Annotated in this window: 13 protein-coding genes; 7 read left to right on the top strand and 6 right to left on the bottom strand. The window is 73.0% G+C overall.

What is annotated here, in order from left to right:
- Positions 1–151: 151 nt before the first annotated feature.
- From G5C51_RS33320 to G5C51_RS33305, 4 genes are all read right to left on the bottom strand, one after another.
- Positions 152–673 (bottom strand): hypothetical protein, encoded by a 522-nt coding sequence (locus tag G5C51_RS33320; protein ID WP_165243002.1) that lies wholly within the window; start codon positions 671–673, stop codon positions 152–154.
- A gap of 8 nt (positions 674–681) precedes the next feature.
- The gene (locus G5C51_RS33315; protein WP_165243000.1) at positions 682–996 is read right to left on the bottom strand and encodes a hypothetical protein; all 315 of its coding nucleotides are present in this window, start codon (positions 994–996) and stop codon (positions 682–684) included.
- Between the two features lie 76 nt (positions 997–1072).
- Positions 1073–2926 carry a dihydroxy-acid dehydratase gene (gene ilvD / locus G5C51_RS33310; RefSeq protein WP_165242998.1) on the bottom strand — a complete coding sequence of 618 codons (1854 nt, stop codon included), beginning with the start codon at positions 2924–2926 and terminating at the stop codon, positions 1073–1075.
- A gap of 108 nt (positions 2927–3034) precedes the next feature.
- The gene (locus tag G5C51_RS33305) at positions 3035–3841 is read right to left on the bottom strand and encodes a DUF3109 family protein (RefSeq protein ID WP_165242996.1); all 807 of its coding nucleotides are present in this window, start codon (positions 3839–3841) and stop codon (positions 3035–3037) included.
- A gap of 45 nt (positions 3842–3886) precedes the next feature.
- Between G5C51_RS33305 and G5C51_RS33300 the strand changes: the two genes are divergently transcribed.
- The 7 genes from G5C51_RS33300 (at position 3887) to G5C51_RS33270 (ending at position 10602) form a co-directional block, all read left to right on the top strand.
- Positions 3887–4813, top strand: coding sequence for a Ppx/GppA family phosphatase (locus tag G5C51_RS33300; RefSeq protein ID WP_165242994.1), 927 nt, complete (start codon positions 3887–3889; stop codon positions 4811–4813).
- A gap of 36 nt (positions 4814–4849) precedes the next feature.
- The gene (locus G5C51_RS33295) at positions 4850–5698 is read left to right on the top strand and encodes a sugar phosphate isomerase/epimerase family protein (protein ID WP_165242991.1); all 849 of its coding nucleotides are present in this window, start codon (positions 4850–4852) and stop codon (positions 5696–5698) included.
- Positions 5699–5928: 230 nt separating this feature from the next.
- The gene (locus G5C51_RS33290) at positions 5929–6591 is read left to right on the top strand and encodes a TetR/AcrR family transcriptional regulator (protein ID WP_420824886.1); all 663 of its coding nucleotides are present in this window, start codon (positions 5929–5931) and stop codon (positions 6589–6591) included.
- A 65-nt stretch (positions 6592–6656) separates the two neighbouring features.
- Positions 6657–7346: an ABC transporter ATP-binding protein gene (locus G5C51_RS33285; RefSeq protein ID WP_165242989.1), complete on the top strand. Its 690-nt coding sequence runs from the start codon at positions 6657–6659 to the stop codon at positions 7344–7346.
- Positions 7343–8656: an FtsX-like permease family protein gene (locus G5C51_RS33280; RefSeq protein WP_165242987.1), complete on the top strand. Its 1314-nt coding sequence runs from the start codon at positions 7343–7345 to the stop codon at positions 8654–8656. The genes G5C51_RS33285 and G5C51_RS33280 overlap by 4 nt, the downstream gene beginning before the upstream one ends.
- A 19-nt stretch (positions 8657–8675) precedes the next feature.
- Entirely contained in the window at positions 8676–9947 is a 1272-nt protein-coding gene (locus G5C51_RS33275; protein ID WP_165242985.1) for a sensor domain-containing protein, read from the top strand.
- Between the two features lie 10 nt (positions 9948–9957).
- Positions 9958–10602, top strand: a complete 645-nt coding sequence (locus G5C51_RS33270; RefSeq protein ID WP_165242983.1) for a response regulator transcription factor — start codon at positions 9958–9960, stop codon at positions 10600–10602.
- 3 nt (positions 10603–10605) lie between these two features.
- Here G5C51_RS33270 and G5C51_RS33265 read toward each other — a convergent pair whose 3' ends face one another.
- Positions 10606–12393: a BACON domain-containing protein gene (locus G5C51_RS33265; protein WP_206314612.1), complete on the bottom strand. Its 1788-nt coding sequence runs from the start codon at positions 12391–12393 to the stop codon at positions 10606–10608.
- An 80-nt stretch (positions 12394–12473) separates the two neighbouring features.
- Positions 12474–13401 (bottom strand): MFS transporter (locus G5C51_RS33260; protein WP_206314611.1); only part of this gene is annotated, 928 nt, incomplete at its 5' end.

Genomic DNA, 13401 nt, shown 5'->3' with positions numbered 1-13401 from the left:
GGGTAGCCGGGGCGGTAGGCGGCGTACTGCTCTGCGGCGGCGTCGAAGGAGAGGGCGCGGGCGGCTTTGGCGGGGGCGTCGGCTTCGAGGTAGTGCGCATCGGTGGCCATGACAACCATCCTGCCCGCGCGGCCCGCCGACCGGTAGAAGATCAGCCGCGCTTGCGCTGGCGCTTGCGCTTGGCCGGGTTGCCGGTACGGGTGGTGCGACGGCGCTCGTAGATCTCGAGCTCGCGCTCGTACTCGGCGCGGTGCAGCTTCTCGCCCGGGGCCTCGACGAGATTCCGGAAGAAATACGCGAGCAGCACGCCGACGAACCCGATCCCGTAGATCGGCCGCATGGACGCCTCACTGCCGCCCTTCGCGTCGGCGACCGCCTCCGGCCGCCGCTGGAAGCGCGTCATCATGCGACTGAAGGCAAGCGAGGAGCAGACCGCGAAGGCGACGACCATCAGAATGCTGAGCAGACTCCCGGAGTTGGACAGCGCCAGCCCTTCGTAGGCAAGCCGCAGCACATACGCCCCGGCACCGGCCAGCACAAGGGACCCAATCCCGACGCCGACCCGGCGGCCCCAGTAGGCACCACCGCGATCGACCCAGGTCGTCCCGAAGAACTTCACCGGCTCGGGCTGAGGTGCGCCATCACCTGCGTCGGGCTGCTGCTTGTCGCTCACAGGGCCGATTATCCCTGCTCTTCCTCCCGCTGCTCATCCGGTGCCTCGCGGGTGGAGAGGAGGTGCCGGACATGGCCGAACGTAGCGAGCATCGTGCCGAGGACGGACAGCGGCAGGGCGAAGACCAGGAGAAGCGCGGTGGTGGCCGGCCGACGTGCTTCGAAGCATTCCTGCGAGACGGTGTTGTCCGGGGAGTACTCCCAGGTGAACGGAGCGTCACAGTGCTCGAGCGCGCTTGGATGCGGGCCCAGCAGCCGCCAAGCGAAGGCCACCCACAGGACCCCGGCAACAACCAGCACCCACACGCCCCACGTCCGCATCATCAGCTCGCGGGACCTTTTCGGCGGTCGGGCGGCGGACGCCCCCTTCGGAACGTTGATGCTCACGAACGCCGGCCGCTCAGCGCTCCAGCTTGCTCACATCGCGGACGGCGCCCTTGTCTGCGCTTGTCGCCATTGCCGCGTACGCGCGGAGGGCCGCCGAGACCTTGCGGTCGCGGGACTTCGGGGCGTACTTGCCGCCGAGGGCCTCGCGGCGCGCCGCCAGCGTCGCTTCGTCGACCTTCAGGTCGATTGTGCGGGACGGGATGTCGATGCGGATCAGATCGCCGTCCTCGACGAGGGCGATCGTGCCGCCCGAGGCCGCCTCCGGCGAGGCGTGGCCGATCGAGAGGCCGGATGTGCCGCCGGAGAAGCGGCCGTCCGTGACCAGGGCGCAGGTCTTGCCCAGGCCGCGGCCCTTCAAGAAGGAGGTCGGGTAGAGCATTTCCTGCATGCCGGGGCCGCCCTTGGGGCCCTCGTAGCGGATGACCACCACGTCGCCGGGCTTGACCTGCTTGTTGAGGATCTTGTCGACGGCCTCTTCCTGCGACTCGCAGACGACCGCCGGGCCCTCGAAGGTCCAGATCGACTCGTCGACGCCGGCCGTCTTCACGACGCAGCCGTCCTCGGCCAGGTTGCCCTTGAGGACCGCGAGGCCGCCGTCGCGCGTGTACGCGTGCTCAACGTCGCGGACGCAGCCGTTCGCGGCGTCGGTGTCGAGGGAGGCCCAGCGCTCGGACTGGGAGAAGGCCTCGGCGGAGCGCTTGCAGCCGGGGGCCGCGTGCCACATCTCGACGGCCTCGGTGGAGGGGGAGCCGCCGCGGATGTCCCAGGTGTCGAGCCAGGACTTGATGGACGGGGAGTGCACGGTGTGCACGTCCTCGTTCAGCAGACCGCCGCGGTAGAGCTCGCCGAGGATGGCGGGGATGCCGCCGGCGCGGTGCACGTCCTCCATGTAGTACGTGCCCTGCGGCGCCACGCTCGGCGCCAGCTTCGCCAGGCACGGCACCCGGCGGGAGACGGCGTCCATGTCCGCCAGGCCGTAGTCGACGCCCGCCTCCTGGGCCGCGGCCAGCAGGTGCAGGATCGTGTTCGTGGAGCCGCCCATCGCGATGTCGAGCGCCATGGCGTTCTCGAAGGCGGCGTGGGTGGCGATGTTGCGCGGGAGGACCGACTCGTCGTCGCCGTCGTAGTAGCGCTTCGCCAGCTCGACGACGGTGGCGCCGGCGTTCTCGTACAGCGCGCGCCGCGCCGTGTGCGTGGCCAGCACCGAGCCGTTGCCCGGCAGGGAGAGGCCGATGGCCTCGGTGAGGCAGTTCATGGAGTTGGCCGTGAACATGCCGGAACAGCTGCCGCAGGTCGGGCAGGCGTTCTCCTCGATACGGAGCACGTCCTCGTCGGAGACGCTCTCGTTCGCCGCGTCGACCATCGCGTCGACCAGGTCGAGCTTGCGGACCGTGCCGTCGACCAGGGTGGCCGTGCCGGCCTCCATCGGGCCGCCGGAGACGAAGATCGTCGGGATGTTGAGGCGCAGCGCGGCCATCAGCATGCCGGGGGTGATCTTGTCGCAGTTCGAGATGCAGATCAGCGCGTCCGCGCAGTGCGCCTCGACCATGTACTCGACCGAGTCTGCGATCAGGTCGCGGGAGGGGAGCGAATACAGCATCCCGCCGTGGCCCATCGCGATGCCGTCGTCGACGGCGATCGTGTTGAACTCCCGCGGCACCGCCCCGGCGGCCTTGATCGCCTCACTCACGATCCGCCCCACCGGCGCCAGGTGCGTATGCCCCGGCACGAACTCGGTGAAGCTGTTCGCCACCGCGATGATCGGCTTGCCGATGTCCTCGCTCGCTACGCCGGAGGCCCGCATAAGGGCGCGGGCGCCCGCCATGTTGCGGCCGTGGGTAACGGTGCGGGACCTCAGCGAAGGCATTTTCCCTCCCGGGAAGCGGAACGTATGACCTCCGATCGAGGGTACGCCGCGCGGCCAAGATCCGGACGGGGGTGTCCGGGATTCGGGATCAGGCCGGCCCGCGCGCGATCAGGCCTCCCCGCGCGCGTCCGCCGGATGCGGCGCCGGGATCAGCGGCAGACCGGCCGCCAGCCGCTGCTCGCACAGCTCGGCCAGCTTGTCGTAGCCCTTCTGCCCCATCAGCTCCACCAGCTCCGCCTCGTACGAGACGTACACCGGATCGCTCGCGCCGTGCGCGCTGAGCGCGGAGGTGCACCACCAGTTCAGGTCGTGGCCGCCGGGGCCCCAGCCGCGCCGGTCGTACTCGCCGATCGAGACCATCAGGACCTTGGTGTCGTCCGGCCGCTCCACCCACTCGTACGTCCGCCGGATCGGCAGCTGCCAGCAGACGTCCGGCTTGGTCTCCAGCGGCTCGCGGCCCTGCTGCAGCGCGAGGATGTGCAGCGCGCAGCCCTGGCCGCCGGCGAAGCCCGGCCGGTTGTTGAAGATGCAGGCGCCGTCGACCCGGCGGGTCTTGCGCTCGCCGTCCTCGTCGAGCTCGATCCAGCCCTTCTTCGAGGACGTGCCCTCGTCGTGGTACTGCCACAGCTCGGGCGTCAGCTGCTTCACGAAGCGGCCGACCCGCTTCTCGTCGTCCTTGTCGGAGAAGTGCGCCCCGAGCGTGCAGCAGCCGTCGTCGGCACGGCCGGCCTCGATGCCCTGGCAGCCGCTGCCGAAGATGCACGACCAGCGCGAGGTCAGCCAGGTCAGATCGACCCGGAAGATCTGCTCGTCATCGCCGGGATCGGGAAACTCCACCCATGCGCGCGGGAAATCGAGTCCGATCTCATCGGACTTCCCGGACTTGTCGCGCTTCGCCTCATTCGTCTTGACCACCCCACCAGCGTACGGCCCATGACAGGACGCAGTAGCGTTCCGGTTATGAGACTCGGTGTTCTCGACGTCGGTTCGAATACGGTTCACCTCTTGGTGGTGGACGCACACCCCGGCGCCCGTCCCCTGCCCGCCTACTCGCACAAGGCGGAGCTGAAACTCGCCGAACTCCTCGACGAGGAGGGCGCGATCGACGACTCCGGCGTCGCGAAGCTGATCGAGGTCACCCGGCTGGCCATGGAGATCGCCGAGGACAAGGGCGCCGAGGACGTGCTCGCCTTCGCCACCTCGGCGGTGCGCGAGGCGGCCAACGCCGACGACGTCCTCGCCCGCGTCACCGACGCCACCGGCGTGCGGCTGCGGGTGCTGGACGGCGAGGAGGAGGCCCGGCTCACCTTCCTCGCCGCCCGCCGCTGGTTCGGCTGGTCGGCCGGAAAGCTGCTGGTCCTGGACATCGGCGGCGGCTCGCTCGAGATCGCGTACGGGATCGACGAGGACCCCGACAAGGCGGTGTCGCTGCCGCTGGGCGCGGGGCGGCTGACCACGGCGTGGCTGCCCGGCGATCCCCCGGATCCCGAGGACGTACGGGCGCTGCGCCGCTACGCGCGGGCGGAGATCGCCCGGATCGTCGGGGAGTTCAGCCGTTTCGGTGAGCCGGATCACGTCGTGGCGACGTCGAAGACCTTCAAGCAGCTGGCCAGGATCGCGGGCGCGGCGCGCTCCGGCGAGGGCCTGTACGTACACCGGACGCTGGGGAAGAAGGCGCTGGAGGAGTGGGTGCCGAAGCTCTCGGCGATGCCCGCCGCCGAGCGGGCCGAGCTGCCCGGGGTGTCCGAGGGGCGGGCACGGCAGCTGCTCGCGGGGGCGCTTGTCGCCGAGGGCGCGATGGATCTGTTCGGGGTGGACGAGCTGGAGGTCTGCCCGTGGGCGCTGCGGGAGGGAATCATCCTGCGACGGCTTGACCACATGCCGTAACGCTGAGCGGCGCCACTGACGTTTAGTCTGTTGAGCATGCAGCCTCCGCCGTCGGAGCCCTCCGAGGTCCGCATCCCTGACGCGAAGATCGCGCTGTCCACCGCGTCCGTGTATCCGGAGCCGACGTCGACCGCCTTCGAAGCGGCCGCGCGGCTCGGTTACGACGGGGTCGAGGTGATGGTGTGGACCGACCCCGTCAGCCAGGACATCGAGGCGCTGCGCCGGCTCTCCGACCTGCACGGGGTGCCGGTCCTCGCCGTCCACGCGCCGTGTCTGCTGATCACCCAGCGGGTCTGGTCGAAGGACCCGTGGGAGAAGCTGCTGCGCGCGCGGTCCGCGGCCGAGCGGCTCGGCGCCTCCACCGTCGTCGTGCACCCGCCGTTCCGCTGGCAGCGGTCGTACGCGCGGGACTTCGAGCAGGGCATCTGGCGGATGGCGGACGAGACCGATGTGCGGTTCGCCGTCGAGAACATGTACCCGTGGCGCTACCGCGACCGCGAGATGCTCGCGTACGCCCCGGACTGGGACGTCACCAACCAGGACTACCGGCACTTCACCATCGACCTCTCGCACACCGCCACGGCCCGTAACGACGCCCTGGACATGGTCGACCGGATGGGCGACCGGCTGGCGCATGTCCACCTCGCGGACGGCACCGGGTCGGGCAAGGACGAGCACCTGGTGCCGGGGCGCGGCAAACAGCCGTGCGCCGAGCTGCTGGAGCGGCTGGCGATGAGCGGCTTCAGCGGGCATGTGGTGGTGGAGGTGAATACGCGCCGGGCGATGTCGGCCGCGGAGCGGGAGGCGGATCTCGCGGAGGCGCTGGCCTTCACCCGGCTGAACCTGGCGACGGCGGCGGCGGTGCGGCCGCGGGGGGCGCGGTGACGGAGGCGGCGGATTCGGCGGCGGCGGGCGGGTCGGAGCGCGGGTCTGCGGTCGGGTCCGGATCCGCGATCGGGCCCGGGTCCGCCGTCGAGCGCGGGTCCGCGGTCGAGCGCGGGTCCGCGGTCGAGCGCGGGTCCGCCGTCGAGCGCGGGTCCGCCGTCGAGCGCGGGTCCGCCGTCGAGCGCGGGTCCGCCGTCGGGCCAGAACCCGCTGTCGAGTCAGAACCCGCGATCGAGCCAGGTCCCGCCGCCCCCATCGCCGACCGGGCCGAGCCGCGGCGGCGCCGTGGGCGGCCGCGGCGCGAGACCGGGGACGCGGGGCCGGGGGCGCGGGAGCGCATCCTGCTCGCGGCGCGCGCGGAGTTCGCCGAGCGGGGTTACGACAAGGCGTCGATCCGCGGGATCGCGAAGCGGGCCAAGGTGGATCCGGCGCTGGTGCACCACTACTTCGGCACGAAGGACGACCTCTTCGAGGCGGCCATGCAGGTCAGCTTCGCGCCCGCCATGGACCTCCCCGACGTGGCCCTGAGCGGCCCCGAGGAGGAGACCGGCGAGCGGCTGACGCGGTTCATCTTCGGGGTGTGGGAGAACGCCCTCACCCGCGAGCCGCTGCTGGCGATCGTGCGGTCCGCGATGAACAACGAGGCGGCGGCGGCGATCTTCCGGCGGATGATCACGCGGAATCTGCTGAAGCGGATGGCGCCCGACCTGCCGGGCCCCGACGGCGAGCTGCGGATGGAGCTGGCGGTGGCCCAGCTCGTCGGGACGGCGATGCTGCGCTACATCATCAAGCTGGAGCCGATCGCGTCGGCGGAGGTGGAGGAGCTCGTCCAGCGGCTCGCGCCGGTGGTCCAGCACCACCTGACCGGTGCGGCGCCGAAGGGTTCGGAATAACCGACCCCCCAAGCCGGGTGCCTTCCCCATAGCTCGCTGACCTGCGGCTTCGTAACGTCGATGGCATGGAAGCCATCCTCGAACTCGACCGGGTCAGCCGGTTCTACGGCCGCGGCCGCGGCACCGTGCATGCCCTGCGCGACCTCGACGCCCGGCTGTACGCGCACTCCCTGACCGCGGTCATGGGCCCGTCGGGGTCCGGGAAGTCGACCTTCCTGCAGTGCGCGGCGGGGCTCGACCGGCCGAGCTCCGGCACCGTCCGCCTCGGCGGGCAGGAGATCTCGGCGATGGGTGAGCGGCAGCTCACAAGGCTGCGCCGCGCCCGGATCGGCTTCGTCTTCCAGTCCTTCAATCTCCTCCCGACGCTCACCGCGCAGGAGAACGTCCTCCTCCCCCTCCGCCTCGACGGCAAGCCCCGCGACCCCGCGCGGGCCCGCCGCATGCTCGCCCGCGTCGGCCTCGACGGGCGCGCGGACGCCCGCCCCGGCGAGCTGTCCGGCGGCCAGCAGCAGCGCGTCGCGATCGCCCGCGCGCTGATCACCGAGCCGGACGTGGTCTTCGCCGACGAGCCGACCGGCGCGCTCGACGCGGACACCGCGGCCGGGGTGCTGGGGCTGCTGCGGGAGTCCGTGACCGCGTACGGCGCCACGGTCGTCGTCGTCACCCACGACGCGGCGGTGGCGGCGCGCGCGGACCGGGTGCTGCGGCTGGCGGAGGGGCGGCTCGTATACGACACGGTGGGGGCGGCCGCGTGACCACCGGACTCGCCACCGCGTCCGTACGGGCCCGGCCGTCCGCCTTCGCCGGGACCTTCGCCGCGCTCGTCTTCTGCGCGACCGTCGTCACCGCGAGCGTGGCGATCGCGGTCTCCGCGTCGGGGCTGCCGACGTCACCCGAGCAGCAGACGGTGTACGAAATGGGCCTGGTCTTCAGCCTGGTGACCGTCTACATGTCCATCTTCGTCATCGGCCAGGTGATGGCCCTGGCCGTGAGCCAGCGCGGCCGCGAGTCCGCGCTGCTGCGCGCCGTCGGCGCCGGGCCGTGGCAGATCCGGCGGATGGTGGCGACCGAGGCGCTCTGGACCGCGCTGCTGGCGCTGCCCGTCGGATACGGGCTGGGGGCGCTGGTCGCGCTCGGGTGGTTCGCGGCGCTCGAGGGCAACGGGATGACCCCGGACGGGATGGCGCTGCACATCGGCCTCGGGCCGCTGTTCGCCGCGCTCGGCGTGCTCGTGGTGTCGTCCCAACTGGGCGGGATCATCGCTTCCTTCCGCGCCTCGCGCACCCGCCCGGCCGCGGCGCTGTCGACAACGCGGGTGCCCGGCGGGGAACGGGCAGGGCGGGTGCGGGGCGTCGCCGCGCTGGTGTTCGTCGCGGGTGCGGTGGCGGTCACCGTCGCCACGGCCGCGCAGCCGGCCGAGGACGCCGGCGACACCATCCCGATCGTGCTGCTCGCGTATCTGATCGCGGCCGGTCTCGCCGGGCCCTGGATCGGGCGGCTCGCGACGCTGCTCGCGGCGCCGGTGCTGCGCGCCGCCGGCGGCGTGGCCGGGGAGCTGGCGGTGGCCGGGTCGCGGGCGCGGGCCCGCCGGCTGTCGGCGGCGATCACGCCGATGGCGATGGTGACGGCGTTCGCGCTGGCCAAGTTCGTCTCGCTGGCCGGGAGCAGCGAGGTGGACGCGGTGGAGATCTTCGGCACCCTGCTGTACGCGGGCTTCGCCGGGCTGGTCGCCGCCAACACCCTCGTCATGCTGACGCTGGAGCGGCTGCGGGAGTTCTCGCTGCTGCGCACGATCGGGGCGGAGAAGCGGCAGATCACCAGGGTGGTGCTGGCCGAGAGCGGGATCACGGCACTGGCCGGCGTCGGCACCGGCACCGTCATCGGCTGCGCCGTCATGGCCCCGGTGGGGACGAAGGTGGGCACGCCGCTGTCCGGGCTGCCGGTCTGGGCGTGGGCGGCGACGCTCGGCGCGGGTGCGCTGCTGGTGTGGGCGGCGTCCGCTGCGCCGCTGGGCCGGATGTTCCGGGTGCGCCCGATCGACGGCGTTACCCGCCGGAGCGCGTGAGCGATGGGACGCTTCTGAGGTGCCCGAACTCCGCCGGTTCTTCGGCTCCCCGCGCGAGATCACGTACTCGATCGTCGCCGTGGTGCCCGGTCTCGTCCTGGGCACCACGCTGCTCTGCCTGCTCGGCGTCTTCCTCGTCGCCGCCGTCACCCAGGTCGGGCTGATCCTCCTCGTCGCCGTCCTCGCCTTCGCCCGTGCCACCGGGGCGGTGCACCGCGGGCTGCTCCGCGGGCTGCTCGGCATGGACATCCAGGCCCCGCCCGCCCGGAAGCGCTCGCGCGGCTTCGTGGCCGCGATCGGGTCCGCCATCACCGACGGGGACAGCTGGCGCGCCTCCGCCTTCGCCATCGCGTACATCCCGATCAGCCTCATCGTCTTCGTCGTGTCCGTGGGCATCCGGGCCTACGGCCTCGCCGGGCTGACGTATCCGCTGTGGTGGCGGGCCCTTGACGAGGACGGCCGGCGCGGCATCGGCGTCGCCGGGGACTTCCGGCTCGACACCTGGCCGCTGGCGCTGCTGACCGCGGTCGTCGGCATCGCGCTGCTCGCCGCCGGCGCCTGGTCGACGCGCGGGCTGCTCACGCTCGTCGTGGGCCCCATGGCGCGGGCGCTGCTCGGCCGCGGCCGGCTCGCGGACCGCGTCGATGTCCTGGAGGAGACCCGCACCCTCGCCGTCCAGGACTCCGCCGCCACCCTCCGCCGCATCGAACGCGACCTCCACGACGGCGCCCAGGCCCGCCTCGTCGCCGTCGCGATGGCCCTCGCCGGCGCCAAGGACCAGCTCGCCCGCGCCCCCGGCGACACCCCCGAACTGACCCGCGGCCGCGAGCTGGTGGACTCCGCGCTCGACGGCTCGCGCACGGCGATAAGGGAACTCCGCGACCTCGTCCGGGGCATCCACCCGCCGGCCCTCAACGACGGTCTGGACGTGGCCCTGGAGACCCTGGCCTCGGGCTACGACACCCTGCCGGTGACGCTCCGCGTGGACCTGCCGGTACGTCCCCCCGAGGCGCTGGAGACCATCGCGTACTTCTGCGCGGCCGAGCTCCTCGCCAACGCCGCGAAGCACGCGGACGCGACCCGGGCCGAGGTGGCGGCGTACGAGAAGGGCGGGGCGCTGCACCTGTCCGTACGCGACGACGGGCGCGGCGGCGCGCGGCCGCACGCGGGCGGCGGGACGGGGCTCGCGGGACTGTCGGAGCGGGTGCGTACGGTGGACGGGCGGCTGCTGATCGACAGCCCGGACGGCGGCCCGACCACCATCACCGTCGAACTGCCCCTCGGCCCTTAGGATCCGCCGCATGCGCATCGTCATCGCCGAGGACGCCGTCGTCGTACGCGAGGGTCTGGTGCAGCTGTTGCGCGACCGGGGCCTGGAGGTGGTCGCCGCGGTGGGGGATGCGGAGGCGCTGCTCGCGGCGGTGGCGGAGCATCGGCCGGATGTCGTCGTCGCCGATATCCGGATGCCGCCCACGCACCGCGACGAGGGTCTGCGCGCGGCGCTCGCGCTGCGCGAGCGCCATCCGGACCTCGGGGTGCTGCTGTTCTCGCAGTACGTGGAGACGCGTTACGCGGACCGGCTCGCCGCCACCGGCATGGCCGGCTTCGGCTATCTCCTCAAGGAACGCGTCGTGGACGTCGGCGACTTCGTCGACGCCCTGCACCGGGTCGCCGCGGGCGGCACCGCGCTCGACCCGGAGGTGGTCTCGAAGCTGCTCGCCGCCCGGCACGCGGCGGACGGCCTGGCGGAGCTGACCGCGCGCGAGCACGAGGTGATGGGGCTGATGGCGGAGGGCCGTACGAACGCGGCCATCGCCATCGCGCTCGGCGTCTCGCAGCGCGCGGTGGAGAAGCACACGGCGAGCATCTTCACCAAGCTCGACCTGCCGCGCACGGATTCCGGCCACCGTCGCGTACTCGCGGTGCTGAGGTACCTGCAGCGGTGACCGTCACCCCGTCGGCGACGGCGTCGTCGTGTCCGACGGGCTCGGGTCCTGGGATGACGGGGGCGGGGTCGACGGGTCGGACGGTGTCGGCGTCGGAGTCGGGTCCTGCGAAGGCGGCGGGTCCGACGACGGGGGCGGGTCCGAGGACGGCGGCGGGGTCGTCGGGTCCTGCGACGACGGCGGCGGGTTCGAGGTCGGCGGGCGCGAGGTGGAGGGCGGCGGGGACGGGCGGACGCCGCGGCCGCGGATCAGCACCTCCGCCCCGCACGGGGCGATGCGCACGCGTGCCGACCAGGCACCGACCGGCTCGCGGTCGTGGTCCACGGCGACCCGGATCGTCGTGGACTCCCCCGGCCCCAGCACGCCGCTGGTACGGCTGAAGACCAGCCAGTACGCATTGCTGCTCGCGCGCCAGTGGACCTTGGAACGGCCGTCGGAGCGGAGCGTGATCAGCGTCGTGTCGCCGTTCGAGTCGGCGGACACGGTGAGATGGCCCGCGCCCTGCCCGGAGCCGCCGGGCCCCGGGGTGGCGCCGCCGCTGTCGATGACCTCGACCGAGACGTCGGGAGCGCGGCTGCCCGCCGTGTAACGCGGGTCCGGCTTCCCGTCCTTGGCCGAACCGGCCTTCTCCACCGGCCGCCCGTCCAGCTCCTCCGGGTCCTGCGCCCGGTCCGAGGAGGAGGGGAAGGCACCGTGGGTCTCCCCGGTCGGCGGCGCGCCTCGGTACGCAGCCCAGAGCGCGAGCACCGGGGCGGCCAGCACGGTGGCGACGACGGTGGACGTGACCGCCTTGGTGCGCAGCCGGTCGCGGCGCGCCGCACGGGCGTTGGGGTCCTGCGGGAAGCCGCTGCGGTCGTATCGCGGCCGCGGAACGGCGGCGGTGCGTGCGCCCCCCTTGCTTCCCCGGCTGCCCTTGCCGCCCGTGCCTTTCTTGCCGCTCGTGCTCGCCTTGAGGGCCTTGCCCGGCTTGCCGCGCAGCGCGTACGTCATCGCGGCGTACGCGGCCGCCCGCGGCGCCTCCAGGACGGTCAGCGGCGCGGCCGGGGTGAGCCCGGTGAGCTTGCCGGGCCAGCCGTGCCCGGAGGCGGCCCACTCGGCGGTGCGCCGGCAGTCCGCGCAGTCGTCCACGTGCCGCACCAGCTCGCGGCGCAGACCGGCGCCGAGCAACACCTCGTTGTCCCCCGCGAGGCGGGTCACCACCGGGCAGTCGCCGTGCTCGACGACGACCAGCGCGGCGCGGGTGCGCTCCACCTCGCAGGCGGCGGAGGCGAGCAGCTCGCGGGCGTTGTACGGCTCTATGCCGAGGACGACCGCGACCTCCTCGGGGGGCAGGTGGTGGCGGACCGCGAGCTCGAGCGCCTCGCGCTGCTCGGGGGTGGTGCCGGCGGCCTCCGGCCAGGCCAGCGCGGCCAGTTCGCGGCGGCGCTGGGCGACGGCGGCGGGCGCGACGGGCGCGTCGCGGTGCGCACCGGCCGCGGGCGCGCCCTCGGCCAGGCGGTGCAGGCAGGCCCAGCGGGCCAGCGAGTAGAGCCACGGCCGCCGCTGCGTCGGCGCGGGCATCCGCGAGCGCCGGGGCGGCCGTTCGGCCAGCGCGAGCACGTCGCCGAGGGCGGCGATAGCGGCGTCGTGATCGCACAGGACCGAGAGGCAATAGGTGAACAGGCCGTCGAGATACGGGTCGTACTGGGCGGGCGGCACCTGCGCCTCGACCTTGGGGTCGGCACGGTGTGCTCCGCCGCGGGAGCGATTCTGCTGTTCCGCGGATCGGCGTTCGTCGGGCCTGCTGCTCATCACCCCGCGAAAGTAGGCGCACAGGGGCGCACGGCTCACCGTGGTTGACCTGTTCTCACTCGCACGGGTGAACCTGTCCCTCAAAAGGGGACCGGAGTGCTTTGATCCGCTTTTGCCCGCTCGCCCCGGCGCGCGTGGTGGCGCAGCAATACGGCCGGAAGCACAACCGCCGCGCACGCCACGGCGACAAGCGCCCCGAACCCGGCACCGGCCATCAACGGCCCGGCCCCGAGCCCCGCGACGCCGGATGCCGCCCAGACCAGCGCGTCCACGCGGCCCTGGAGGCGAGTCGAGCGACCGGTGAGGAGCGCGCTGCCCCCGACGAAGGTGAGATTCCACCCGTAGCCGAGCAGGAACAGCCCCGCGGAGAACACGAATCCGGCCGAGGGGCTCGCAAGCACGGTGCACACGCCGGAGCTGACGAGCACGGCGAGCCCGGCCTGGATGGTGGCCGCCCCACCGATGCGATCGGCAAGCTTCCCGGAGAGCGGCGCGAGCGCGAACATGCCGGCGAGGTGCGCGGTGAGCACGACGCTTACGGCGCCGAGGCCTTGGCCGTGGGTGTGCATGTGGACGGGGGTCATGGTCATGACGGCGACCATGATGACCTGACCGGTGATCATGGAGACGAGGGCGACGCGAGTGATTGCGGCACGCTCGTCGGTTGCCGTCTCGCGCTCGGTGCGCGGGGCTTGGTCCCGGTGCGGGCCGGGTGGGGCGAGTCCGCCCGCCGGCGGCGCCTGCGCGGACGGGAAACCGCTCACGGCCACCAGGGCGCCGATGGTCGCCAGCAACGCCAATACGTAGGGCCCCACTTCCGGCGGCGACGCCAGCTCACTCGTCACCGGCAGCATCGCCGGCCCGGCCAGCGCCCCGATCGTGCCGCCCCACACCACCGTCCCCATCACCGCGCCCCGCCGCTCCGCCGGATACAGCTCCGCCGCGGCGTAACGCGACAGCATCGCCACCGCGTTGGCCGCACCGACCAGGAACAACCCCGCAGTCAGC

The sequence above is a fragment of the Streptomyces coryli genome (genome assembly GCF_011044975.1).
GTDB lineage: Bacteria > Actinomycetota > Actinomycetes > Streptomycetales > Streptomycetaceae > Streptomyces > Streptomyces coryli.
Note: the sequence above shows the minus strand (reverse complement) of the source record. Positions and strands in the feature narration are given on the sequence as shown.

Excerpts from the sequence above, each read along its gene's own strand:
- G5C51_RS33285 (WP_165242989.1), top strand. The coding sequence starts at position 6,657 with ATGGAAGCCATCCTCGAACTCGACCGGGTCAGCCGGTTCTACGGCCGC.
- G5C51_RS33295 (WP_165242991.1), top strand. The coding sequence starts at position 4,850 with ATGCAGCCTCCGCCGTCGGAGCCCTCCGAGGTCCGCATCCCTGACGCG.
- ilvD (WP_165242998.1), bottom strand. The coding sequence starts at position 2,926 with ATGCCTTCGCTGAGGTCCCGCACCGTTACCCACGGCCGCAACATGGCG.
- G5C51_RS33270 (WP_165242983.1), top strand. The coding sequence starts at position 9,958 with ATGCGCATCGTCATCGCCGAGGACGCCGTCGTCGTACGCGAGGGTCTG.
- G5C51_RS33265 (WP_206314612.1), bottom strand. The coding sequence starts at position 12,393 with ATGAGCAGCAGGCCCGACGAACGCCGATCCGCGGAACAGCAGAATCGC.
- G5C51_RS33315 (WP_165243000.1), bottom strand. The coding sequence starts at position 996 with ATGATGCGGACGTGGGGCGTGTGGGTGCTGGTTGTTGCCGGGGTCCTG.
- G5C51_RS33300 (WP_165242994.1), top strand. The coding sequence starts at position 3,887 with ATGAGACTCGGTGTTCTCGACGTCGGTTCGAATACGGTTCACCTCTTG.